The organism is Psychrobacter sp. ANT_H56B, from assembly GCF_008369245.1.
Taxonomy (GTDB): Bacteria; Pseudomonadota; Gammaproteobacteria; order Pseudomonadales; family Moraxellaceae; genus Psychrobacter; species Psychrobacter cryohalolentis.
Genome location: NZ_VOBF01000003.1, coordinates 396,269 through 420,707, shown reverse-complemented (window position 1 = coordinate 420,707; position 24,439 = coordinate 396,269). Strand labels below are relative to the sequence as shown.

Genomic DNA, 24,439 nt, shown 5'->3' with positions numbered 1-24,439 from the left:
CCGACTTTATCTGATATTAGTGAATAGCACTCACATAATCTGACAAGATACGGATATCACGATCTGACAGTTTAGAAGCAACGGTCTGCATCATGCCCATCTCGCCTTCTTTTGCAGCATCATTGACACGCTTTTGCTCGTCGCTATCGATATCATCTACGCGACCAGCGGCACGGAAAAGCTTTAACTGGGTGGCAATATATTCAGCATGCTGTCCACCTAAACGTGGAAATGCTGCCCATACGTTACCCGCTGCGTCTGGACCATGACAGCCCGCACAACCGATGACACCGCGTGACTTATCACCACCCAAAAACAACTTGCTGGCTTCTTGCGTGGTTGCAGGGTTACCGAACGCTACACCCCAAGGTTTCTGGCTTGAGTAATAACCTGCAACGTTGGCTAAATCTTGCTGCGACAAATTGGCCACTTGCGACTGCATGATACCGTTTTTGCGGTAGCCTGCTTTAAAATTGACCAATTGCTTATATAAATACTTAACGTTTTGACCACCAAGATTTGGCTGGGCGGGCACAGGGCTCACACCATCAACACCATGACAAGCAGCACAGACAGTTTCTGCAATTTGTTTGCCGGCATTAAGATCATATTCAGGAACAGTGATAGCAGCTTGTACGCTGAAACTTGCAACACATAAGCTGGCGGCAGCGATTAACTTTTTCATTGATACAAATCCTACTAACTCGATGTAAGCATTGTTTAGAGTGATTGCATTATGTAGACGCATTATATTCACAAAGCCATTATTTAGTTGCTAAGCCGTATATTCTATCGTCTTTATCACAAGCAGCACGAAATTACTTACTAATATCAGGGTTTATTTTGGATTATTATAGCAAGACTTTTTACTATTTGCCTACTTAATCGTAGCATTGGGTAGTTTTCCCCCTCACTGACTCAATCTCTGGTTTATAAAGGGCAAAAAGCGCAAAAGGTTCTAGACCCTTGCGCCTTATTTATATGTCTTAGCAAATAGCTAATAATGATTTAATAGATATTTAGCTAATTATTTGCTCATATACTCAATCAGCTTACGATAGTCATCATTGCTACAATCTTCGCACAACCCACCAGCTGGCATCTGAATCATACCATTTTTGACCGAACTAATAAGTGCAGGCATGCCTTTTTGTTTTATTAGCTGCTGCCATTTGGCACTATCACCTTTTTTAATCGCATTCAAGGCACCGCTGTCGTGACACGCAGCGCAGGACTCATTATAAGTCGTTGCAGTACTAGCCGCCCCTGCACCAGTTATCATGGCTGCACTAATGATAAGCGCGCTAACACTGCTAACTAAAAAGCGATTGCCTTTGGCAAAAATCATGGTCATCGATAACATAAGACACCTCCATTGGCTCATTCGTCCAGACGTTTGCTTCATTGCTTCTGTGCCTTAACATCTGTGAATAAACCTATTCTGATAGAGATTGTAACAATATATGTCAAATTAATATATATGAATATAGTTTAACTTTGTTAATACGCTTGGATAAGGAATGGAGAAATGAGTTATTAGCCGCATATTAATTACATCTCTACTGTAATTAATATGCGGCTAATAACCGTTATTTCAATAACTAAGCGCATTAATAGTATAGAATAGTCAGTAATTTAAAGCCCTTATTTTATGAAAGATTGATAGTTGGTTATTAGTAGCCAAAGATGCTGTGCTATTAACCGAGCAATTGCAAAATCTTTTACTATTTTATCTAAATTTAAGTATCTAAATTTTAACCGTAATGAGTCATTTATGAGTACCCCGTTCAACGATGTCGCCGCCAAGCATGCGGCTTTTAATACCAAAGCCCGTCAGCGTATTCAGCAAACTGAATTTATGATGTCAGCACCAACCTTTCGCCTGTGTCCTGCAGATATAGGATTAGAGGTGGCATTTGCTGGTCGCTCAAACGCTGGTAAGTCTTCTGCCATTAATGCGCTTACCAACCAGCGCCAATTGGCACGCTCATCTAAAACGCCTGGTCGTACGCAGATGATTAACTTTTTTAATGTTGGTGATGCTGATAGACGATTGGTAGATTTGCCAGGTTATGGCTATGCCGCTGTACCGCTTGAGATGAAAAAAGAATGGCAGGTTGAGCTAGAAGAGTACTTGGTATCGCGCTCAAGCCTTGCAGGTCTGGTGCTGATGAGCGATATCCGTCATCCATTGAAGTTCTTTGATGAGCAAATGCTACGTTGGGCAAAAGATGGTGAGCTGCCCGTTCATATCTTGTTAACGAAAGCAGATAAGCTAAAGTATGGTGCCTCTAAAAATGCATTGCTTAACACTCGTAAAAGACTGAAAGAACTGGGTCTGAACTGTAGTATTCAGCTATTTTCAGCCTTAAGAAAAGAAGGTCTGGATGAATTAGCAGGCGTTATGGGCAACTGGTATGAGTATCAGCTTGATGCAGACAAAATTATCGAGTCCTCTTTTGCGTTGCTAGAAGGTGATGAGCTAGAAGACGCAATCGAACAGGATGCGCTTCAAAAAGACAGCTCTCAAGAAGACAGCAAATAAATCTCATATCCTTCAATGAAAAAGGGTTTATCGTTATTATCGATAAACCCTTTTTTTGTTATCATTTTTTACCATTTAAGCAGATTATCATTTACACCGATTTATATTTAAGCACATAATAATTGTGCCAACGCTTGGGGCGTGTCCACCTGATATGTAGGCTGCTGTGCGGCAAGCTCGTCGCTGCTGGCGGTACCATAATTAACTGCAATACTGGTCATGCCCAGACTGTTTGCCATTTGAATATCATAAATGCTATCACCGATAAATACGGCATCAGAGATTTGCTGTTCGGTATATTGCAAAATATCCGTCAGCATTTGCGGGTCAGGTTTGGAGCCTGCTTCATCCGCACAGCGCGTCATAACAAAATAATGATGGCTATCTGAAGCGTCTAAAACACGATCTAGACCCTTACGTTTTTTACCTGTCGCAACTGCAAGCTGACGATTTTGCTGCTGCAAGGTTTGTAGCATATTTTCTATCGGCGTAAAGAACGGTGTACGCTGGCTGTTAGCAATATAATAATCTGCGTAACTTTGTTGAATTAGCAGTTTTTGCTCATCGCTTGAATACGGATATAAAAGCTCAATGCCCTTCATTAAACTTAACCCGATAATATCTTTGACGGCCTTATCGGTTGTCTTGAAGCCATGTGCCTCACCTGCTACATGCATAGCCTCAACAATCAAGCCAATTGAATCCATTAGCGTACCGTCCCAATCAAATATGATTAAGGTCTTATCGGCTAAATGATGCGGGTTGGCTGACTGAGAACTCTGAGCAGGAATCATTGTAGTAGTTTGGCTCATAAATAGACCTTCATGAATAATCATAATAAATGGCAGATAGCAAAACGTCACGGCGACTTATGTTTAATAAGCTATCGTGACGTTTAAAGCTGATGCTTAACATATCATCTAATCAAAGCTTGTTTGAGCAGCCGATTATTTAGGCAAATTAGCTTTAATCTCTTCTGGCATCCAGTCGAGCATCTCTTCTGGTAAAGGCGCAGTGATAGTCTCATAACCAGGTATATCTAAGCGCCACGCATGTAAGCATAGACGATGCACGCCAGATTTATCATGTACATGGTACTTATCATCGCCCAAGATAGCATGACCAATGTGCGCCAAATGTACACGAATTTGATGGGTACGTCCGGTGAGCGGCTTGGCTTCAATCAAGCTAACGGGCTGCTCAGCAATCATAAAACGACCATGAACGACGATATCAGTCTGACTCTCTTTGGTTTGCGGATCTTGTGTATCCACCTTAACGCGGCGCTCACCGCTTGCCAGTGTATAACGCAACAATGACGCATCGATACGTTGTTCGTTAAGTGTAGGCTGACCTTTTGCAATACATAAGTAATGCTTTTGAATGGTTTTGTCGACCAGATGCTGCTGCAATACTTTAAGTGCAGAGCGTTTTTTAGAGATCATCAATAAACCTGAAGTATCTTTATCGATACGATGCACCAGCTCTAAATACTTCTTGCCTGTGACTTCACGCATGGCTTCAATGACACCAAATGCAAGACCACTACCGCCATGAACCGCAATACCTGATGGTTTATTAAGCACGATCAAACCTTCATCTTCATAGACCACACGCGCCAATAAGCTTTTGGCAAATTCAGTACTGATGATAGGTTTTTCACGAGTGGCAAGTACCACTGGCGCAATGCGTACCACGTCTTCACGCTGCACTCTGTCATGAGCCTTGCAGCGCTTGTTATTGACGCGAATCTCATCTGAGCGAATCATTTTATAGATATGCGGTTTTGGCAAACCTTTTAAGCGATTAAGCAAAAAGTTATCCAAGCGCTGGTCGTGCTGATGACGCGTGACTTCAAGGTAATTAACCTTGCCGAAGTTGCTAATCTCATCGTCAGCACTTTGTGGGCGCGTTTTGCTATTAAAGATAGCTGGCGCTTCGTGGATAGGTTCGTCGTTTGTCATTTTTGAGTTCGTCATTTTTAGTTAGGCAATTACATAAAGATTTGCTATAGTTTAACATGTTGAGCGCCAATTAAGCAGAGGCTGAGACAATAATTCATTGCTAATTGATTGTTGTTTTAGGTGGAAAATATCGATTTTATGACTGGCTAATCACTTGTCAATACAATCGGCTGACTCATACAACCTATGTAAGCTCGGCGCTTCATCTGATTTTAAGGGTGTTATAACAACAGATATACTTTATAATACCTAATAAATTGAAAGAACATGACTGATATTTATCAGTAAAAAATTATTTTTTAGTAAAAACTATTTATTCTTATGAAGCATTTCTTACAGAATATTATGATAATAGATAGTATCGACTTTATAAATATGGCATTAGCCTTTTATTAAGCGATAACCAACCATATACCCTTTACTCACTACCCGCATGATAACGACTTGATTTGATGATTTATTATCTAACAGTCCTTTAGCCGCGTGCAGTTGAGCAAGTATGGGTCGTTGAGAGTGCAATCGAGTATTACCCTGTAAATCTCGATAACTGCCTGAGTATTGGTGGTCAAACAGAGGACGATAAGTAGAATAGACATGAGACACCGTGCCGATAAGCCGGTCATTTATTCTGTTTGCCAAGTACGCCCCGCTGATGACTAACGCAGCAAGAACTCGCTTTGAGACGCCCAAGATATTATTAACGTTATATCCAAAAGAACGATAAATAAAGAATGACCAATTGCTTGACCTAGATGGATAACTGCTGAATCGTACTGTTTTATATAGTCGACAGCAATATTATTGCTAGACTTTGATTGATTGTGCCAGCACGATGCTTTTTTGGTATCAGTAATACCTTTATATATCAGTAACCATGCGCCGCTATGACAAAATGACAAAGCGTGCTGATCACCAACATGGTTCGAAATATTGATAATAAACGATCACTACCCTGCTTATACATTAATCGTTACCACTAGCCTGATTATATTAAGATATAGATATGTAATAGCCTTACACCCTATGCTCTCTACATCGACGTTATGCCACTGGTTGAAAGTAAAGCTTTTGAAGAGTGTTTTCGCGCTTTATTTACGTTCTCTCGTTAATTTATATCTGCTCATGCTAATTTTGTTATTAGCAAATACTTGCCACTTTACCCTAAAGCCTGTCTTTTCGTTATTATGCGTACTCATAGGATACTATTATGAAACGCATTTTAATCAACGCCACCCAAAACGAAGAGATTCGTGTTGCTCTCTGTAAAGGCAATCATCTATACGATTTCGATCTCGAAAACCGTACCCGCGAACAAAAAAAATCTAATATCTATAAAGGTCATGTGACCCGTGTCGAGCCCTCGCTTGAAGCGGTATTTGTCGAATATGGCTCACAGCGCCAAGGCTTCTTGCCGATTCGTGAAATCTCTGCCGAATATTTAAGCGGAAATCCACGTGATGAGAACATCAAAAAGCTGATTAAAGAAGGTGACGAGCTCATCGTCCAAGTTGAAAAAGAAGAGCGCGGCAATAAAGGCGCTGCCCTCTCAACTTATGTGTCATTGGCTGGTCGTTATCTGGTATTAATGCCAAACAACCCTCGCGGTGGTGGTATCTCGCGTCAAATCTCAGGCAAATTGCGTGAAGATATGAAACGTATGCTTGGCAGCTTAGATCTGCCAAAAGGCATGAGTGTCATCATACGTACTGCTGGTATTGGTAAAACCCAAGAAGACTTACAGCACGATTTAAATCATTTGCTAAACATCTGGCAAGCCATTCAAGAACAAAACCAAAAATATCCATCACCGCGCCTAGTGCATCAAGAAGCGGGCGTCGTTACGCGTGCTGTCCGTGACTATCTACGTGATGACATCTCCGAGATTTGGATTGATAACGAAAACGCTTATATTGAAGCGGCGGGCTTTATCGATGCTGTGATGCCAAAACAGGCTGAAAAACTACGCAAATATACCGATTATGAGCCGATGTTTTCGCGCTTTAACATTGAAAAACAGATTGAAACTGCTTATCAGCGTGAAGTTCGCCTACCATCAGGTGGCTCAATTGTTATCGATCAGACAGAAGCATTGGTATCTATCGATATCAACTCTGCTAAGTCTACCAAAGGTTCAGACGTTGCTGAAACCGCTTACCATACCAATCTAGAAGCCGCCGATGAGATTGCCCGTCAATTGCGCCTGCGCGATATGGGCGGTTTGATTGTCATTGATTTCATTGATATGAATGACAACAAACATCAAAAAGAAGTTGAAAAACGTCTGATTGATGCCACCAAATATGACCGTGCCCGCGTCCAGTTTGGTGACATTTCTAAGTTTGGTTTGATGGAAATGAGCCGTCAGCGCCTGCGTCCGTCGTTAGAAGAATCAACCGGTTATATCTGCCCACGCTGTCATGGTAATGGCATGATTCGCGACCTGCGTTCATTGTCATTATCTATCATGCGTCAGATTGAGCAAATCGCGCTAAAAGAGCGTCAAGGTGAAGTTCAAGCGGAAGTACCGACTGATATCGCAGCGTTTTTGTTGAATGAGAAACGCGACAGCTTGGTCTATCTTGAACAAGACAGTGGTACGCGTATCACTATTTTGCCGCATGCGCATTTAGAGTCGCCAAACTTTAAACTTCACTTTAATCGTGATGGCTTTGCCCCGTCAAGCTATGAGCGTATCACCGATACTCAGTTGCAAGAACATAGCGAGCTTGGATACAATGTTGATTGGCAAACGGCTGAAAAAGAGCGCCCTGAGCAGCAGCCAACTCGACAGCCTCGTCAAGCTGCGGATAAAAATAGCAGCGATCAAGCGCAGGCTCGTCCTAATGCCCAGCAAAGTACGCCTACGCAGCCGCAACAGAACAGTACCAGTCATAGCAATGAACATCGCAGTAATAACAATAGTAGCAATGTGACATCAGCGCGTGCGCCACAGGCTCAAGAGACTCCAAGCGTTCAAAACCCTCAGAGCTCTCAAAACGTTGCAACCCCATCAGCGCCAATAGCACCACAACCTACTGCTATTGCCACTGCACAGCCGCAAGCAGTTGCTTGGTTATCTAATTTATTTGCGCAAGCACCGCAAGCTCAAACGACATCAAGTGTTAGTAGCCGAGACGCTGCTGAAGCTATTGAAGCATTGGTTAATACCGGAGCACAAAGTCTAGGCTCGTTTGGCCAAGTGGATAATACGGCTTTAGCGAACAATAATAATAGTCAAAATACTGCAACGCCTCAGCCATCAACTAATCAGCAAAGTAGTAATGAGCAGAATCGTCAACTGACACGTTCTGCTGAGAGTAGTACTGATGATAGCAGTGACGCTGAAGAAAGAAGAAGACGTAAACCTCGCAAATCAAGACCATCTAAGCCGCGTCAAAGAAAAGAGCAGGCAGATGAAACTGAGAATAGCGCCAATAGCAATACGGCTGACAGCAGCGCTAGCACTGATGACAAAGCTAACAATCAAGATAAACGTCAGCAGGATAATAGACGTCATAGCGATCGTAATCGCAACAATCGCCAAGACAATAATCGTAATACAAATGAAGACAACGCTAATCCGACCAGTGTTAATGCAACCAGTGTCAGCGACAGCAGTCGTTCTGACAGCTCTGATAATGTAGTAGAAGAGCAAACTCGTACTAAGCGCAAATCGAACAGTCAACGTGGATCACGTGGCAAGCTTGAGCGCGGTGAAACTTTAACGGCAGCTGATTCTAAGCAAAACAATCAGCAAGCCCCTAAAAATGCTAACAGCAACAAACACCAGTCTAATGCACGTCGCAACCAAGACCCTAATGAAGTAGTATTACAGGTGAATGAAGCTACTAGTGAGCTCAAATCACCAGAAGTGGTACATTTGTCATTAGATGATAGCAAGTCTGCCTCACGCCAAGCGACTCACAAGCAAGCAGTAATTGAAAGTGATACGGATGCTGAAAAGAAGCGTTCAGAGAATAATACTGAGCAGCATGCAGATAAGCAAAAGTTAATCGAGAACAAACCAGCGCAGCAAACTGCTAAAACGATTGATACCAGCAGTGATGCATCTGATAACACACAACAAAGTAGCGTCCAAGCAGAAACTTCTGAAAAAGTCTCTGCACAAGTCAATACTACTCAGGTCGATCAAGTAGAAAAAAGCGCTACTCCCGACAAAGCGGATCAACCTACTTCGAAAGAAGACGATAAAAGCGGCGATAAAACTGGTAGCCACAAACCTGCTGTAGATGAACGAGCTAATACAAAAAGCAGCATGGACAGTGAAGCCGAGAATACTGCATCAACTCAAGAAGTAGTAGCGGTACAAGTAGAAAAGGCAGTGCCAATCGAAACCACTCAGAAGGCTCATGTTGCTGCAAATACTACCGAAGAAAATGTAGTCGTGGATTCTAACGAAGTTGCTGCCGAGGATAGTAGCAGTCAGGCAGTACTTGAGCTTAGCCGTGATGCTTTATTTGCTGAACGCTACGTTGCGGCAAATAAGTTTGGTCAAGCCAGTAATGACCCACGCGTCGTACGTCTTCAACAGGTGCAAGCATCATTTGCTAAAGCGTCTCACGCAAATGAGCAAGATGTGCAAGTTAGTGAACGCGCGCCTACCATTCGTGGTACGGTTGGTGAATTTATCCGTGCAACCTTAGCAGAGGCAGAAAATCGCTTAGCGACAGACGGTGTCATCAGCTGCTTTAATGCTGCTATCGCTAAGCATCTAGAGCAGACGCTAGTTAAAGACAGCGCTGACAAGCAAGTGGCTATTAAACCAGTTGCTCATAGCGACTTTGACTTTAGTAACTATGGCTATCAGCCTTTGGCAGCGGACTACATTGCACGTTTTGAGTCAATGACAAAAGCCGTCAGTCAGTTTGCAGCGTCCCAAGGTAAAACATCAGTAGAGCCTCGTGCTATCAGTAAACGTGCTAGCAACGATCCACGTGGTCAGCATCCTGATTATAAAGAATCAGCGGTATTGGCGGTTACTGATGTGGCAAATAACGAGCCCGTTCAAACGGGTATCGATATTGATGCGCATGAAGTAGAAGCTGATGCTCTGGCCAATCAAGCTCAAGCAGATGCTGTCAGTGATCAAAGCAAGCAGTTATTAGATGCTGAGCAAACGTTAGCAGAAGTAGATGCAGTGCAAGCTCATATCGAAAGCACTGATATCAAAAGTATCAAAAGTGTCGAAAATGATGTGGCTGAAATCAAAATGATCGACGTCGACGCTGCTGAGGCTGCAAACGTTACTGTCGAGCAAAGTGAGACTGTACAAGATGCTGAATCAATAGTACCGCCTTCTCTGAAAGACGACAGTCAAGCAGCCAAGTCAAAAACGACCATAGCCAGTTATAAAAACATGATTGAAAATGTGGCAGAGCAATTACTACCACAAAAAGGCATGTTCAACTTAACAACGCCTAAAGTACCAAAGGCTCGTGCCCGTAAGCCAAAAGCTGACCATAAAAAGCCGACGCAAGCTGAAAAACTTGAGTCAGATGATTCAGATAACTCTAATAGAGAGAGCTAATCGTAAGTTAACCCTGTCTAAAAAGCAAAAGCCCCAAAGTTGTCAGCAACTTTGGGGCTTTTTTTATTGGATTGAATATAAGAGCTTATTTAATATTGTCGATTAATAACTAAAGCTATTAATGAGCAGCAGATTCATCCTTGTTGCGTATTTTACCAATAACCGTCAAGAGTGCAACGATGATCGCACCAATAATAAAGCCAATAACACCATTCAATAAGGCGGTAGTGAAACTTTCAAAGATACCGGTCAAATGCGCAATATCTTCAACACCATGATATAAGAAATTAATACCATGCACTAAGATACCACCACCGACTAAGAACATCGCCAAGGTACCAGCGATAGATAGAAATTTCATTAATTTGGGCGCTGCAGCAAATAAAACCTTACCGACCTTTTGAGTAAATGCGCCTTCTTTTTCCATCATATGTAAACCAACATCATCAACCTTGACAATACCAGCAACCAGACCATAAATACCAACGGTAATACTAATCGCTAAAATAGACAGTACCAAACTGCGCTCTAGCAAAGTTGCGCTAGCAGTAGCACCCAATGCAATCACAATGATTTCTGCTGATAAAATAAAATCGGTACGTATTGCCCCTTTGATTTTTTCTTTTTCAAAAGCAACCAAGTCTACTGTTTCATCGGCATTGGCTTTTCGACGAGCTTCTTGCTCTTCATCATGCGGTAAAGCATGTGGCCAAAAGCGGTGAATGACTTTTTCAGCACCTTCATAAACCAAAAACAACCCACCACACATTAATAAAAACGTAATTAATGGCGGGTAAATGGCACTGATAAGTAACGCCGCTGGGACCAAAATGAGCTTATTAATAAATGAGCCTTTGGCAACCGCCCAAACAACGGGAAGCTCACGGTTTGCTTTGACGCCTGAGACTTGCTCAGCGTTAAGCGCTAAGTCATCACCCAACACTCCTGCCGTTTTTTTGGCGGCGATTTTGGTCATGACCGAAACGTCATCCAAGATTACACTGATATCATCAAGTAAGGTTAATAAACTGGCACCTGCCATAGTTGCTCCTTAAGCTAAATTGCTTCAATAAGTAAATTTTCAAATAACAGATGACTCTGTCGTAAAATATGGTCAGTCATAAAACACAGTTATAAGCAGTAGCCTACCTAGACATAAAATGATATGAAATAGCACAAATGTATTTTATTTATGTTTTCTTAACGAATAGCTACAAATTGTGTATTTAACAAGACCGTTATCCAGGCTTTCGCGGTTATTTATAAAAATATGCTAATATGAGGCTGATTATTAGTTATCTTTTGTTATCAATAAACTGTAAAATTTTGTTATCAATAAACTGTAAAAATTTATTACCTCTTATGGCTCGATCTAGTCATCATGTTAGATCAAAATTCCAAAAAATCTTCATTACCTTTTTGCTACCAAAATCTTGATTAGGCATGACTGCCTAAAGGAAACATCCTATGTTCTTAGCGCCTTTTTCTAAAACCAATCTCAACCGTGATACATTTTCTCGCAGTCCTCTTACTCGTGTTATGAGTGCTGCCTTGCTGGTTATCGTTGCAGCTGGCTGCTCTAATAATGCAGCAGATGCGACCAGCAATACAGATCTTGTCAATAGCAGCAAAGCCAAAACGAGTACTGCTGCGGTTTCTAAGGACAGCGATGCTAAAGTAGTAAAGTCTTTGCAAGCCAATTTAAAGGCTTCTGGTATTGAAGAGACTATTCTCTCAGCTGTACCAACCGATATGACTGGTATTTATTGGGTGACAGCTGAAGGATTGCCTTCTTTTTTTACGGATAAGGCGGGCAAGCATATTATTCAAGGGCAAATCATCGCGGTTGGTGCAGAAGCGCCTGTGGATATTAGTGCCGCGTTGTTGGCCAGTACTGCCCAAGAAGCGTTAAAAGCAGTCGACAAAAAAGACATGGTTATTTATCCAGCAAAAGGCGCGATTAAAGCTGTGGTTTACGCCTTTACAGATGCAGATTGTGGTTATTGCCGTAAATTGCATGAAGAGATGGATGATATTAATACACGTGGCATCGAGGTACGTTATTTGGCATGGCCACGTAGCCAAGAATCAGTGCCAAAAATGGAAGCTATTTGGTGTAGTCAAGATCGTAAGGCGGCAATGAATCAGGGGAAAGCTGGCGCCGATGTGCAAGCGCCTAGCTGTGCCAATCCTGTGCAAGAACAGATGGCATTAGGTGCAAAACTTGGTGTGCGAGGTACGCCCGCTATCTTTACTGAAGCAGGACAGCAAGTAGGCGGCTATCTACCTGCAGCTCAATTGGCAGAAGCAGTTGGCGCTAACTAAAGACGGTTATATGCTTTAAGTATTTGTGATATGTATGACGGTGGCGACATTGTGTAGACGTCACAACTGCTTATCGGTATGATAGGATAAAGCGCTAGGCAAACTTAGCCATATAATTTCTATATAAGCGCTTATTTATGTTAGTGATTCTTGTAGTTTCAAGATCTTTCATAGCAGCGTTTTTTATCCCACTATTTAATCTCTTGAGGATCCTGTGAGCAAATCCATCAAACTAGCGATACTTGGTTTAGGCACCGTCGGAACGGGCGTGGTCAATCTAATCAATGATAATTTAGATGAACTAAAACGTCGTAGCGGACGCGACATTGTGATTACCGAAGTTGGTATTCGTCGTCAGCGTGATGACATTAATCCCAATATTATGCAAAACAGTGATCTGATGGCAACCGCTGCCAGTGACAATGTCGATATTGTTATCGAATTGATCGGCGGTACGACCCTTGCAAAAGACGTTATTATGCACGCCATCAAAAATGGCAAGCATGTGGTGACCGCAAATAAAGCGTTATTGGCTGAGCATGGCAATGAGATTTTTGCTTTTGCTGAGCAGCATAATGTTCATGTCGCCTATGAAGCAGCCGTAGCAGGTGGTATTCCAATTATTAAGGTCATGCGTGAAGGTTTAGCTGCCAATAAAATTGATTGGCTAGCGGGTATCATTAATGGTACGGGCAACTTTATCATGACAGAGATGCGCGATAAAGGTCGTCCGTTTGCCGATGTACTGAACGAGGCGCAAGCACTTGGTTATGCTGAAGCAGACCCTACTTTTGACGTTGAAGGTATCGATGCGGCGCACAAGCTGGCGCTACTTGCCTCTATCGCCTTTGGTATTCCATTGCAGTTTGACAAAGTCTACTGTGAAGGTATTACCGGTATTACTTTGCAGGATGTCAATTACGCTGAAGAGCTTGGCTATCGTATTAAGCACTTGGGCTTTGCAGTTCGCCGTGCAGGAAATGGCAGCGGGGACGACAGCGCCGGTATTGAGCTGCGTGTACACCCAACGCTGATTCCACAGAACGCCCTACTTGCTAATGTTAATGGCGTAAAGAATGCCGTACTGGTGAACTCTCACCCTCTCGGTCAGACGTTATATTGCGGTGACGGCGCGGGTGCAGGCGCAACGGCTTCTGCAGTGATGGCAGATGTGATGGATTTAGTGCGTGTATTAGGATGTAAAGATGCTGACCAACAAAACAGCAATGGTCATCATGTACCGCACTTAGCCTTTATCCCTGAAAAATTGTCAGATACGCCAATATTGCGTGCTGAACAAATGATTACCGGATATTATCTACGTGTACATGCCTATGACAGTCCTGGAGTATTGGCAGATATTACCCGTATCTTGAGTGATGCCGGTATCAATATCGATGCTATTTTACAAAAACCGGCGCATAAGCTTGGGCAAGTGCCAGTGATTATTTTAACGCTGCCAGTGGTTGAGAGTCAGATGAATCTTGCCATCGAAAAAATCGAGAAGTTAGACACCATTACTGATAAAGTAGTACGCATACGCTTAGATGAGCTGGCGTAAAAATATGCTTTAATCAATCAAATATGTTGGATTAAAATACTCAAAAAAGGAAATAACAATGTCACATGATGCAATTGTAATCTTAAACGGCGCTCGCACCCCAATGGGCGGCTTCCAAGGCGCATTGACAGACATAAGCGCCACAGATTTGGGCGCAGCGGCTATCAAAGCAGCTGTTGAGCGTTCAGGCGTTAATGTTGATAATATTGATGAAGTTATTATGGGCTGTATCTTAACCGCAGGTTTGGGTCAAGGTCCTGCGCGTCAAGCGATGCGCAAAGCTGGCTTGTCTGATGCGACGGGTGCAGTTACCATCAATAAGCTGTGCGGCTCAGGTCTAAAAGCAGTTATGCAAGCGCATGACGGTATCAAAGCCGGAAGCTTTAAGGTTGCTGTTGCTGGCGGTATGGAGTCGATGACCAATGCGCCTTATATCATGCCAGGTTCGCGTGGTGGTTATCGCATGGGACATAAAGAAGTCAAAGATCATATGTTCTTAGACGGTCTAGAAGATGCCGATACTGGTAAGTTAATGGGTCAATTTGCACAAGAAATGGCGGATGAAAAAGGCTATACGCGCGAACAAATGGATAATTTTGCTATTGAGTCGCTAAATCGTGCACTTACAGCGATCAAAGACAATCATTTCAAAGATGAAATTGAACCAGTTACGTTCAAAACTCGTAAAGGCGAGCAAACGGTTGATACCGATGAGCAGCCTGCCCTTGCTAATGCTGAGCGCATCCCTACTTTGCGTCCTGCCTTTGCAAAAGACGGTACCATCACCGCAGCAAACGCCAGCTCTATCTCAGACGGTGCTGCAGCTGTTGTATTGATGAAAGAGTCACAAGCCAAAGAAGAAGGTCTAGAGTATCAAGCGCGTATCATCGCGACTGCCTCTAATTCTCGTCATCCAAGCGAGTTCACTATTGCCCCAGTTGGCGCGATTGAAAAAGTATTGGCAAGTGCTGGCTGGTCAGTCGCTGATGTCGATTTATGGGAAATCAATGAAGCATTTGCCATGGTGACGATGGCAGCAATGGATGAGCTAAACATCGAACATGCTAAAGTAAACATAGAAGGCGGTGCTTGTGCCCTTGGTCATCCAGTGGGCTGTTCAGGCGCTCGTATCCTAGTGACGCTTATTAACTCCCTAAAGCGTACTGGTGGCAAAAAAGGCGTTGCTACACTGTGTATCGGTGGCGGCGAAGCAGTAGCAGTAGCAATCGAATTGGCTTAAGCTATTTTAAAATGATCGGTATGCTGTAAATTTTTAGCTTATTATTAGAATCTAAAACCGCGTAGCTTTGAGCAATGCGGTTTTTTTATGTCAAAATATTAACACCCGTCTGCTTAAACGTATTAGCGTAGGAAAGCCTTAACTTAAAGGTTATATAGTGATTATGCTCTTTACAGCCTATTACACACCCTTACGTCAAGCGCACACTTTGCTACCTTGCTTATATATCTCATGCCAAATCGTCCTGTTACGATAACAACAAGTCGAGATAGCGACTGGCTATAATAAATACTATTGCTTGAACCGTTTATCTAATAACAGTTCGTATAAGAATATCAATGAACCATTTTATAAAAAGAAATTTACTCATACAAAAGGAAGATAATAATGAGCCAACTTATTCGTTTAAGAGATATCCAAGCAACTCACCGTGATCTGATCGGTGATGATTATTATGACCCAACTGGCAAGACTGCTTTTGGTGTTAATGAAGAAAAAATCGGTAAAATTGAAGGCGCATTGGTAGAAGATACTACTGGTCGCATTCGTTACTTAATCGTCGATGCAGGTGGCTGGTTTAGCTCAAAAGAAGTATTGGTACCAGCAGGTTTAGCACGTATCGTTGGTGATGACGTATTCTTTGATAGCTTGACCAAATCGCAGGTCGAAGCGATGGAAGTCTATGACCATGATTACCAGTATAGCTATAAAGAACAGTATGAAAGAGACCGTCAGGCATTTGTCGCTGACAGTATCCCAGAAGCTGAGCGTATGGAAATTGCCGACCATAATTACGATGCACCAAATACGTTAGAGCTATTAGAAGAACGTCTGACTGTTAATAAAGATCGTATTGTGGCAGGTTTAGTAAAAGTCGGTAAGCATGTCGTGACTGAAGAGCGTAACGTCAATGTTGACTTGGAAGAAGAGCATGCCAATATTGAACGTACCAATGTTAATCGCCCAACTGAACGCCGTATCGGTGATATCGATGGCAATGAGACGATCGAAGTTGAGCTAGAAGCTGAGCGTGCTCATGTCAATAAAGAGACCTATGTCACAGAAGAAGTGAATGTTGGTAAAACGACAGAACGTCATACTGAGACTATCGTAGATACCATTCAACGTGAAGAGCTAGATGTCGATAATAATGGTAACGTGATTGATCGTGATGGCAATTTGTTTACCCGTGATGATATCACTGCTGAAGATGTACGCCGCGCTCGTGGTATGTAATAGGCTAGGCATTCGTATGGTTTTATAATCTAAAGAGTATTTGTGATATTGTTATATACTATTTAAATCAATACTCTACGACAGCCATTAGCCACTGAGTGATTTGCTCAGTAGATAAGACCAGAGCTCGTCTCTGGTCTTTTTTTATATACAATAATAAGGACAACAACCATGAATGCTAATAATGAAAATAACTATCCTAATACCAACTATCCTGACTTTACCAATAATACCGCTAGTGGCACGCAAGATGATTTAACCTCATCCGATTTATCATCTGATCATAGTCAGAAGCAAACAAAAATAAGCAATAAACAAGAAAGTATTTCAGAAAATATACCTGATACTAATAACACTAACGGTGGTTATCTAGAATTATTAGAAGAGCGCCCAGTGGTCAATAAAGAGCGCTTAGATGTTGGTAAAGTAACTGTCACCAAGCATTTTCGCACCAAAACTATTCAAGTACCTATTGAGCTGGTAGAAGAATATATCACGGTACGTACCGATTATCAGGATGCCGAAAGTCAGGATCTATTGTCAGGGAACTATGATGATAAAGACATATTGCGTCATGTGGAGCCTTCATTAGATAGTAAAGCCGTTGTTACTATTAATGGCACACAAGTTGAGATTGGCGATGCGCCTATTGAGATTGTTTTATCGCGTCAAATCGCAACCATTACTAAGGACACTTACGTCGTCCAAGAAATAGCCATTGAAAAAACCACACACACGCATACTGACAGCATTGAAGTCGAACTCAAACATGAAGAACTCGATGTTACTGAAGAAGGGTTTTTGGCACATGAGCAAAATACGGCTCATAAGAGATAAGCTGTCGAGTTTCGAATTTTGTGGAAATCAAAAGCAAAAAAGCAACGCGAACGTTGCTTTTTTTATATTAACTTATCTATCAACGTTATAATTATTATTGGGTCTTTTTACATTCATAAGTAGTGACATTACTGGTGTCAGTGCCAGCAGTACGCATCACACCCGTTTCACGATCTTGATGGGCAACGCGCCACTGTACAAAGCCTGTCGTACCATCGCTAGCCGTTGCGCCCTCAAATACTTCAGGATTGCTGGCTTCATTGGTTTTTGTCAAAGTGACGGTGCCTTTAGCAGTCGCAAGTACCACCTGGTTGTTGTCTTTATAGGTGGCTTCGACTTCTAGTTCAGGAGAGCATAAGTACGTCATTTGATTGACGCCAGTATTTACTGTAGCTACGGTATCGTCTGCGACTTCGCTAGCGGGGGCATCTACGACCACATCACTTGGCTCTGCAGGTTCAGCAGACATAGGCACTGCCTGCTCTTCACTGATACTCTCTTCTAGACTTGGCTCTGTTTCTTGCTTTGGCTGACAGGCTGTTATAGACAAGGCTCCTGCCAATAATGCCGTAACAACCAAAGAGTGATGCCACTGTTTTAATAATGCTACATTCATCATGCTCTCCCAAATAATTATGCTAGACACTATAGCCTGTCCACAAATGCGCGCCTACATTGAATTTGTAAGTAATCAATACAATGTAGATGATATTTTTATTCAACCATCACTCCTCAGGGCATAAAAAAAGTCACTATCTATTCGATAAGGACTTTTTAATCAAGGAATATTAGCTAGGTTTAGATTTTGCCATGACATTGTTTATACTTAAGTGCTGAACCACATGGGCATGGGGCGTTACGGCTGATATTCATACCAGCATATGGGTCTGTGTCATTACCACTTCCAGCCATAGCACCTGCTACGCTAGTACTCGTATTACCACCAACGACATTGCGGCTTTGCACTGCAGCTATTTCAACGCCACCATCCATATTATCGATATCACTATGCTCAAACTGCATTTGCATATGGGCGGCATTTTCACGTTGCTGAATCTCTAATGCTTCTAGCTCTTCTTTGGTCGGGATATGTACACGTGATAAGTCTTGAACCGTCTCAGACTTGATCGCGCCTAGCATCATCTGAAACAGCTCAAATGACTCACGCTTATATTCCTGCTCAGGGTTTTTCTGTGCATAACCACGTAGATGAATACCTTTACGCAGCTGATCCATTTGGGTTAAATGCTCTTTCCAGTGCTTATCTAAACTTTGCAGCATAAAATGACGCTCAAGCTGGGCAGCATCTTTTTCGCCCATTTGCTCTCGGCGACTGTGATAACGGTCTAAGGCTGTTTCGATGATCTTAGCTCGTAAGCCTTCTTCATCTAGGCGGCGATCTTCATCAAGCCAATCGTTAATGGGCATTGCAATCTTAAATTCGTTCTCGAGCTCATCCTCTAACCCATCAATATTCCACTGGTCATCGATAGAGCCTGGCGGAATAAACTGGTTAATCATGGCATTATAAACTTCTTGATGCATGATTTTAATGGCCTCTAACAAATCCATCTCTGCCAGTAAATCATCACGCTGACCATAGATGACTTTACGTTGGTCATTGGCCACATCATCGTATTTCAGTAGGTTTTTACGCGCATCAAAATCGCGACTTTCTACTTTACCTTGGGCGTTTTCAATCGACTTTGAAACCATTTTATGTTCAATGGCTTCATCTTCTTTGAGACCCATGGCGCGCATCATGTTTACGACGCGATCACCAGCAAAGATACGCATCAAGTCATCTTCAAGCGATAAGAAGAAACGTGACATCCCAGGGTCACCTTGACGACCCGCGCGACCACGCAGCTGATTATCAATACGGCGTGATTCATGACGCTCAGAACCAATAATATGTAAACCACCAGCCGCAACGACTTGGTCATGCTTAATTTGCCACTCGGCTTTTAGACGCGCCATTTCTTCGGGACTAACCGAATCAATATCTTCGATAAATGACTGCCAGTTACCACCCAAGATAATATCGGTACCACGACCTGCCATGTTAGTCGCGATAGTAACTGATTTTGGGCTACCTGCTTGAGCGATAATTTCTGCTTCACGCTCATGCTGCTTAGCGTTTAGCACATTATGCTTAACGCCTTCTTGATCGAGCAGATAAGACAATTCTTCACTGGCTTCAATCGTTGCCGTACCAACCAATACTGGCGCGCCTTTTGCCTGAATCTCTTGAATCTCGCGGATAATGCCTTTATATTTTCCTAACTTGGTTAAGAAAATTTGGTCATCCATATCGACACGAGCAATCGGCTCATGCGTTGGAATCACAATGACGTCTAAATCATAAGTTGATTTAAATTCTGCCGCTTCAGTATCAGCGGTACCCGTCATACCAGACAGTTTGTCATACAGACGGAAAAAATTCTGGAATGTGGTGGTTGCAAGGGTTTGGTTTTCGGCTTGGATCTCAACATTTTCTTTGGCTTCAACGGCTTGATGCAGACCTTCTGACCAACGACGACCCGGCATAGTACGACCGGTGTTTTCATCAACGATAACCACTTCGCCATCATCAACAATATAATGGATATTTTTGACAAAGACATGGTGGGCACGAATCGCCGCTTGTACGTGAGCCAATAATGGCAAACGGCTTGGGCTATAAAGACTTTCGTTTTCGCCAAGCTCACCGACTTGGATTAAGAAGCGCTCAATCTTCTCATAGCCTTTTTCACTAATCTCAATCTGGCGATTTTTCTCATCAATCCAAAAATCTTCTTCTTCATTATTTTTATTGGCTTCTTCGTCTTTTGAGCGAATAAGCACGGGAATAATGGTATTAATCAGCGCATACATGCGTGATGAATCTTCAGCTTGACCCGAGATAATCAACGGCGTACGAGCTTCATCGATCAAAATAGAGTCAATTTCATCGATAATACAGAAGTTTAGCGGGCGCTGCTTTTTCTCTTTTAAACTAAAGACCATGTTATCGCGCAAATAATCAAAACCGTACTCGTTATTGGTACCGTAAGTGATATCCGCTTGATAAGCATCGACTTTTTCTTGTGGTGGTTGCTGCGAGTAAATCACGCCGACCGTCATGCCCAAAAAGCCAAATAAGGGACGGTTTAATTCCGCATCACGTGCCGCCAAATAATCGTTGACCGTCACCAAATGTACGCCTTTGCCACTGATGGCATTGAGGTACATGGCCAAGGTGCCCATCAATGTTTTACCCTCACCGGTCTTCATCTCAGCGATTTTACCTTCGTGCAAGGTAATACCACCGATCAGCTGCACGTCATAGTGGCGCATACCGTTAACCCGTAAAGACGCTTCACGACAAACCGCAAACGCTTCTGGCAATAAGGCATCTAGACTTTCGCCGCCTTGGTGTCTTACTTTAAATTCTTCAGTTTTTTGTTGTAATTGCTCATCAGACAGGGCTTGTATCGCAGCCTCGTATGCGTTGATTTTGCTGACCACTTTGCGCATGCGTTTAAGCTCACGCTCATTTTTGGTGCCAACGACACTGCCTATAATCTTTGATAACATAATTTTTTGACCTATGGAAATATTCGATAATTAGTGCGCATGACAACGCTTTACTCGCTGTTTTTTTAATTATTTGGCTGGTTACTGTCCAATTTAAGACAGTCCAATAAAATATCGCCCAATTAAGTGTGACGTCATTATATATGGTTATGACGGCGATGGATACAAGGGCAGTTAGCAGATATTTGCCGACGTAAAAAGGTGATAGGACGTGTTAAAATAACACTTATAAACCTATGTTTTTCAATTTTTTTGCTTATTGCCAGCACACTTTTTAGATGATCTATTTTATTTTGAACCGATTATTATTAGCCTTTATATCTAAAGCCTTTATATCTAAAGCCTTCTATCTAGCCAAACTTATTTAAACACCCCTATTTAATAAATAAAAAAGACAACTTAAGAGATTCTGCATGCCAGTTAAACCTTCTGCTCAAAATAACAATCTTATTAAACCCACTTCAAAATCTGTGCCAGTTGACTCTGACTCATTGGTCATAGGCGATACAACCTACCACTTGGCAGATCATACGCCAATGATGGTGCAATATCTCAATATGAAGGTTAACTATCCTCAAGCTTTGCTGTTATATCGGATGGGTGATTTTTACGAGTTATTTTTTGATGATGCCAAACGCGCGGCACAGATATTGGACATTACTTTAACCCGTCGAGGTACCGATAAAGCAGGTAATACGATTGCGATGGCAGGTGTCCCTTTTCATGCTGCAGATAGTTATATGGCAAGATTGATAGCTGCTGGGCAAACCGTCGTTGTCTGTGAACAAATCGATGAATCAGCTACTGGCACTGACAATGCAAATAACCCGTCCAATGCTCCGACGATGGGCGATAAGCAGAAGAAAGATAAGAGCAAATCTACTGCTGGCACTATTATGCGCCGTGAAGTGGTCAAAACGCTGACCGCAGGGACTATTACTGACGATGCACTCATTGCGCCCAATCACACCCCGACTGTCGTCGCTATTGATATCGAGATTCCTAAATCGAACAGCAAACAACCTGTGCAAGCTGCCGTTAGCCAAATGGATTTAGCCGCTGGGACTTTGACGACGCAAACGATCAGCGCTAATCAAGATGATATTGAAGCTTTACAAACCCAAATGCTCACGGTGCTGGCACGTTTTGCGCCTAGCGAATGTATCGTTAGCGAAGCACTTAACGACCGTATCGGTGAAGATTGGACGCTATGGCTAAGGCAAAATCTCGACTGCCCTATTGTTGAAGTTGCGGGCAATGATTTCCACCGTGAGCATGCCAGCGAAACTCTATGCCAACAGTTTGAGGTTCAGCGTCTTGATGGGCTTGGTATTAGCGATGCACCACTTGCCCAGTCTAGCTGTGCGGCGCTAATACATTATGCGCGGCAAACTCAGCAGCGTCATGTGCCACAACTTAATCAGCTGATCGTTGAATATAATGATGACTATTTAATCATTGATGCCAATAGTCAGCAAAACCTTGAGCTATTTACGCCTGTTAGCAGTAATGGTACGTCATTGATATCTGTCCTCAATCATTGTCAAACGCCGATGGGTCGACGCTTACTCGTGCAGCAGATGAAACGCCCACTGCGTCAGCATTCGCGTATTAATTTGCGTTTAGATGCGATAACCAGTTTGTTAAATATAGATAATTACTTTGTCGAAAACAAAAATATTAATCGAAATCTAGAAAATGACTCATTAATTACAAGCTTACGTGAGACTTTAAATGCTATCGGCGATATTGAGCGTATTAGTAGCCGTATCGGTCTGTTAAGCGCCAAGCCACGCGATTTACGTAAGCTTGCAGACGGTATTGCAAGTAGCACCCAGCTTACTAGTTTGCTAACTGAATCAGGTATCAGCCATGAGGATACTGGCTTATTACCCATGCTCATGCAGCAATTGCCTGCGCAGTTACCTGCCGTACAATCCGTCGCCGAGCTTATTGAGCGAGCTATTATCGTAGAGCCACCGGCGCATATTCGTGATGGTGGCATGTTAGCCGCAGGCTATGATGCAGAGTTTGATCGCCTGACTCATCTGCATGACAATATCCAAGTGACATTGGATGAAATGGTAGAGCGTGCGCGTCAAGAGAGCCAATTACCCAGTCTAAAAGTAGGCTTTAATAAAGTGAGCGGCTTTTATTTCGAGTTGCCTAAAATGCAGGCAAAAAATGCACCAGCGCATTTTATCCGTCGGCAAACGCTGAAAAGTAGCGAGCGATTCATCACTGACGAGCTAAAAACAGTCGAAACTGAATATCTAAGCGCGCAAAGCTTAGCATTGACTCGCGAAAAGCAGCTGTATCACGAAATCTTAACTGAACTCAGCGACCATCTAGCCGAACTGCAACAACTGAGTGCTGCTATCGCCCAGATAGATGTACTCAGTAATTGGGCGCAACTTGCAACCATTTATAACTGGCAGCGTCCAGTCATGAGTAACGGCTCAAAAGAGAGCAGCATCTTAGATAATAGCTTAGAAAACAGTCACTCAGAAAATGGCTTGAATAATAACAGTCAAACCAGTATTGATATCAAAGCAGGTCGTCATGTTGTTGTAGAAGCTGTACTAAATCCTATTCACACTCATCAAAATAATCCTGCCAAACACAGCAGTCATTTTGTCGCCAATGATTGTGCATTGGGCAGTCATGCAAACCCTGAGCGATTATTAATGATTACTGGCCCTAATATGGGTGGCAAATCGACCTATATGCGTCAAACCGCGCTGATTGTTCTACTGGCGCATTGTGGTAGCTTTGTGCCAGCAGCTAGCGCTCATATTGGTGATATCGACCGTATCTTTACCCGTATTGGTTCGGCTGATGATTTGGCAGGTGGCAAATCAACCTTTATGGTGGAGATGATTGAAACCGCTAATATTCTCAACGAAGCAACCAATAAATCGTTGGTGCTTATGGATGAAGTCGGACGCGGTACAGCCACCACTGATGGCTTGGCAATCGCTCATGCTTGCGTTAATCGATTGGTAGAGATTGGCTGCCTGACATTATTTGCCACCCATTATTTTGAGCTGACAAAATTGGCGCAAAATAACACAGAAAACAACATAGAAAATAATTCAAGCAATCATGCCAATATTCGTAATGTTCATGTCGCTGCTAGCGAAATCGACGGTCAACTGCTACTACTGCATCAAATTAAAGATGGTGCAGCAAGCTCCAGCTTTGGATTACATGTGGCAAAAATGGCGGGTATCCCAACTCAAGTGCTTAATGATGCCAAGCGTTATTTAGTAGATAACTTAAGCATAGACAATCTAAAACCAGATAACGAAAGTATTAATGATGACAAAAATGAATTAGCTAAGTCGGTAAAGGATAAACGCCAACAGACTTATGATAGTAATATAGAGAAATCAAACATCAGGAATCTTGATAAAAAACAAAGAAATACATATATTCCCCAACAAAATCAGCTATTTATCTTACAAGATGAGCTACAGGCTATCGACCCTGACAGCCTAACGCCAAAGCAGGCACATGATTTACTATATCATCTAAAGGAAATCATTAGTTATTAAAGGGAATTGTCAATTTGTCGTAAAGGCGCTAAAATACGCCTTATTTT

At 42.5% G+C, this 24,439-nt stretch carries 16 protein-coding genes; 8 read left to right on the top strand and 8 right to left on the bottom strand.

Going from position 1 to position 24,439, the window contains the following annotated elements; all coding sequences use genetic code 11:
* Nucleotides 1–16: 16 nt before the first annotated feature.
* Together FQ082_RS06600 and FQ082_RS06595 are read right to left on the bottom strand one after the other, a co-directional pair.
* The gene (locus FQ082_RS06600) at nucleotides 17–685 is read right to left on the bottom strand and encodes a c-type cytochrome (protein ID WP_011512659.1); all 669 of its coding nucleotides are present in this window, start codon (nucleotides 683–685) and stop codon (nucleotides 17–19) included.
* A 342-nt stretch (nucleotides 686–1,027) separates the two neighbouring features.
* Nucleotides 1,028–1,363 (bottom strand): c-type cytochrome, encoded by a 336-nt coding sequence (locus FQ082_RS06595; protein WP_149492500.1) that lies wholly within the window; start codon nucleotides 1,361–1,363, stop codon nucleotides 1,028–1,030.
* Nucleotides 1,364–1,774: 411 nt separating this feature from the next.
* On the opposite strand from FQ082_RS06595, the gene yihA reads away from it, so the two are divergent.
* The gene (gene yihA, locus FQ082_RS06590; RefSeq protein ID WP_220432356.1) at nucleotides 1,775–2,545 is read left to right on the top strand and encodes a ribosome biogenesis GTP-binding protein YihA/YsxC; all 771 of its coding nucleotides are present in this window, start codon (nucleotides 1,775–1,777) and stop codon (nucleotides 2,543–2,545) included.
* Between the two features lie 107 nt (nucleotides 2,546–2,652).
* Here the strand turns inward: yihA and FQ082_RS06585 are convergent, their stop codons facing one another.
* The 3 genes from FQ082_RS06585 to FQ082_RS06575 all read right to left on the bottom strand — a co-directional run bounded on the left by FQ082_RS06585 (nucleotide 2,653) and on the right by FQ082_RS06575 (nucleotide 5,148).
* The gene (locus tag FQ082_RS06585; protein ID WP_149492499.1) at nucleotides 2,653–3,357 is read right to left on the bottom strand and encodes an HAD family hydrolase; all 705 of its coding nucleotides are present in this window, start codon (nucleotides 3,355–3,357) and stop codon (nucleotides 2,653–2,655) included.
* Between the two features lie 135 nt (nucleotides 3,358–3,492).
* Nucleotides 3,493–4,509, bottom strand: coding sequence for an RluA family pseudouridine synthase (locus tag FQ082_RS06580; RefSeq protein WP_149492498.1), 1,017 nt, complete (start codon nucleotides 4,507–4,509; stop codon nucleotides 3,493–3,495).
* 381 nt (nucleotides 4,510–4,890) lie between these two features.
* Nucleotides 4,891–5,148, bottom strand: coding sequence for a hypothetical protein (locus FQ082_RS06575; protein ID WP_149492497.1), 258 nt, complete (start codon nucleotides 5,146–5,148; stop codon nucleotides 4,891–4,893).
* A gap of 568 nt (nucleotides 5,149–5,716) precedes the next feature.
* Here FQ082_RS06575 and FQ082_RS06570 point away from each other — a divergent pair.
* Nucleotides 5,717–10,057 carry an Rne/Rng family ribonuclease gene (locus tag FQ082_RS06570; protein ID WP_149492496.1) on the top strand — a complete coding sequence of 1,447 codons (4,341 nt, stop codon included), beginning with the start codon at nucleotides 5,717–5,719 and terminating at the stop codon, nucleotides 10,055–10,057.
* 118 nt (nucleotides 10,058–10,175) lie between these two features.
* On the opposite strand, the gene FQ082_RS06565 is transcribed toward FQ082_RS06570, so the two are convergent.
* On the bottom strand, nucleotides 10,176–11,099 hold the full coding sequence (locus tag FQ082_RS06565; protein ID WP_149492495.1) for a DUF808 domain-containing protein: 924 nt from the start codon (nucleotides 11,097–11,099) through the stop codon (nucleotides 10,176–10,178).
* A 425-nt stretch (nucleotides 11,100–11,524) separates the two neighbouring features.
* Here FQ082_RS06565 and FQ082_RS06560 point away from each other — a divergent pair, with 425 nt between their 5' ends.
* The 5 genes from FQ082_RS06560 to FQ082_RS06540 all read left to right on the top strand — a co-directional run bounded on the left by FQ082_RS06560 (nucleotide 11,525) and on the right by FQ082_RS06540 (nucleotide 17,256).
* On the top strand, nucleotides 11,525–12,382 hold the full coding sequence (locus FQ082_RS06560; RefSeq protein WP_149492494.1) for a DsbC family protein: 858 nt from the start codon (nucleotides 11,525–11,527) through the stop codon (nucleotides 12,380–12,382).
* A 214-nt stretch (nucleotides 12,383–12,596) separates the two neighbouring features.
* Entirely contained in the window at nucleotides 12,597–13,943 is a 1,347-nt protein-coding gene (locus tag FQ082_RS06555) for a homoserine dehydrogenase (RefSeq protein WP_020442636.1), read from the top strand.
* Nucleotides 13,944–14,001: 58 nt separating this feature from the next.
* A complete protein-coding gene (locus FQ082_RS06550) occupies nucleotides 14,002–15,183 on the top strand; it encodes a thiolase family protein (protein WP_020442635.1) in 1,182 nt (393 codons plus the stop codon).
* 387 nt (nucleotides 15,184–15,570) lie between these two features.
* On the top strand, nucleotides 15,571–16,419 hold the full coding sequence (locus FQ082_RS06545) for a DUF2382 domain-containing protein (RefSeq protein ID WP_133103825.1): 849 nt from the start codon (nucleotides 15,571–15,573) through the stop codon (nucleotides 16,417–16,419).
* 171 nt (nucleotides 16,420–16,590) lie between these two features.
* A complete protein-coding gene (locus tag FQ082_RS06540) occupies nucleotides 16,591–17,256 on the top strand; it encodes a YsnF/AvaK domain-containing protein (RefSeq protein ID WP_149492493.1) in 666 nt (221 codons plus the stop codon).
* A 94-nt stretch (nucleotides 17,257–17,350) separates the two neighbouring features.
* On the opposite strand, the gene FQ082_RS06535 is transcribed toward FQ082_RS06540, so the two are convergent.
* Together FQ082_RS06535 and secA are read right to left on the bottom strand one after the other, a co-directional pair.
* Entirely contained in the window at nucleotides 17,351–17,872 is a 522-nt protein-coding gene (locus FQ082_RS06535) for a hypothetical protein (protein WP_149492492.1), read from the bottom strand.
* Nucleotides 17,873–18,054: 182 nt separating this feature from the next.
* Nucleotides 18,055–20,835, bottom strand: a complete 2,781-nt coding sequence (gene secA, locus FQ082_RS06530) for a preprotein translocase subunit SecA (RefSeq protein ID WP_149492491.1) — start codon at nucleotides 20,833–20,835, stop codon at nucleotides 18,055–18,057.
* Between the two features lie 413 nt (nucleotides 20,836–21,248).
* On the opposite strand from secA, the gene mutS reads away from it, so the two are divergent.
* Nucleotides 21,249–24,392: a DNA mismatch repair protein MutS gene (gene mutS / locus FQ082_RS06525; RefSeq protein ID WP_149492490.1), complete on the top strand. Its 3,144-nt coding sequence runs from the start codon at nucleotides 21,249–21,251 to the stop codon at nucleotides 24,390–24,392.
* Nucleotides 24,393–24,439 lie beyond the last annotated feature (47 nt).

Bases quoted from the DNA above. Each gene is read 5' to 3' on its own strand.
- FQ082_RS06600 (WP_011512659.1), bottom strand. From the start codon at position 685: ATGAAAAAGTTAATCGCTGCCGCCAGCTTATGTGTTGCAAGTTTCAGC.
- FQ082_RS06595 (WP_149492500.1), bottom strand. From the start codon at position 1,363: ATGTTATCGATGACCATGATTTTTGCCAAAGGCAATCGCTTTTTAGTT.
- yihA (WP_220432356.1), top strand. From the start codon at position 1,775: ATGAGTACCCCGTTCAACGATGTCGCCGCCAAGCATGCGGCTTTTAAT.
- FQ082_RS06585 (WP_149492499.1), bottom strand. From the start codon at position 3,357: ATGAGCCAAACTACTACAATGATTCCTGCTCAGAGTTCTCAGTCAGCC.
- FQ082_RS06580 (WP_149492498.1), bottom strand. From the start codon at position 4,509: ATGACAAACGACGAACCTATCCACGAAGCGCCAGCTATCTTTAATAGC.
- FQ082_RS06570 (WP_149492496.1), top strand. From the start codon at position 5,717: ATGAAACGCATTTTAATCAACGCCACCCAAAACGAAGAGATTCGTGTT.
- FQ082_RS06565 (WP_149492495.1), bottom strand. From the start codon at position 11,099: ATGGCAGGTGCCAGTTTATTAACCTTACTTGATGATATCAGTGTAATC.
- FQ082_RS06560 (WP_149492494.1), top strand. From the start codon at position 11,525: ATGTTCTTAGCGCCTTTTTCTAAAACCAATCTCAACCGTGATACATTT.
- FQ082_RS06550 (WP_020442635.1), top strand. From the start codon at position 14,002: ATGTCACATGATGCAATTGTAATCTTAAACGGCGCTCGCACCCCAATG.
- FQ082_RS06545 (WP_133103825.1), top strand. From the start codon at position 15,571: ATGAGCCAACTTATTCGTTTAAGAGATATCCAAGCAACTCACCGTGAT.
- FQ082_RS06540 (WP_149492493.1), top strand. From the start codon at position 16,591: ATGAATGCTAATAATGAAAATAACTATCCTAATACCAACTATCCTGAC.
- FQ082_RS06535 (WP_149492492.1), bottom strand. From the start codon at position 17,872: ATGAATGTAGCATTATTAAAACAGTGGCATCACTCTTTGGTTGTTACG.
- secA (WP_149492491.1), bottom strand. From the start codon at position 20,835: ATGTTATCAAAGATTATAGGCAGTGTCGTTGGCACCAAAAATGAGCGT.
- mutS (WP_149492490.1), top strand. From the start codon at position 21,249: ATGCCAGTTAAACCTTCTGCTCAAAATAACAATCTTATTAAACCCACT.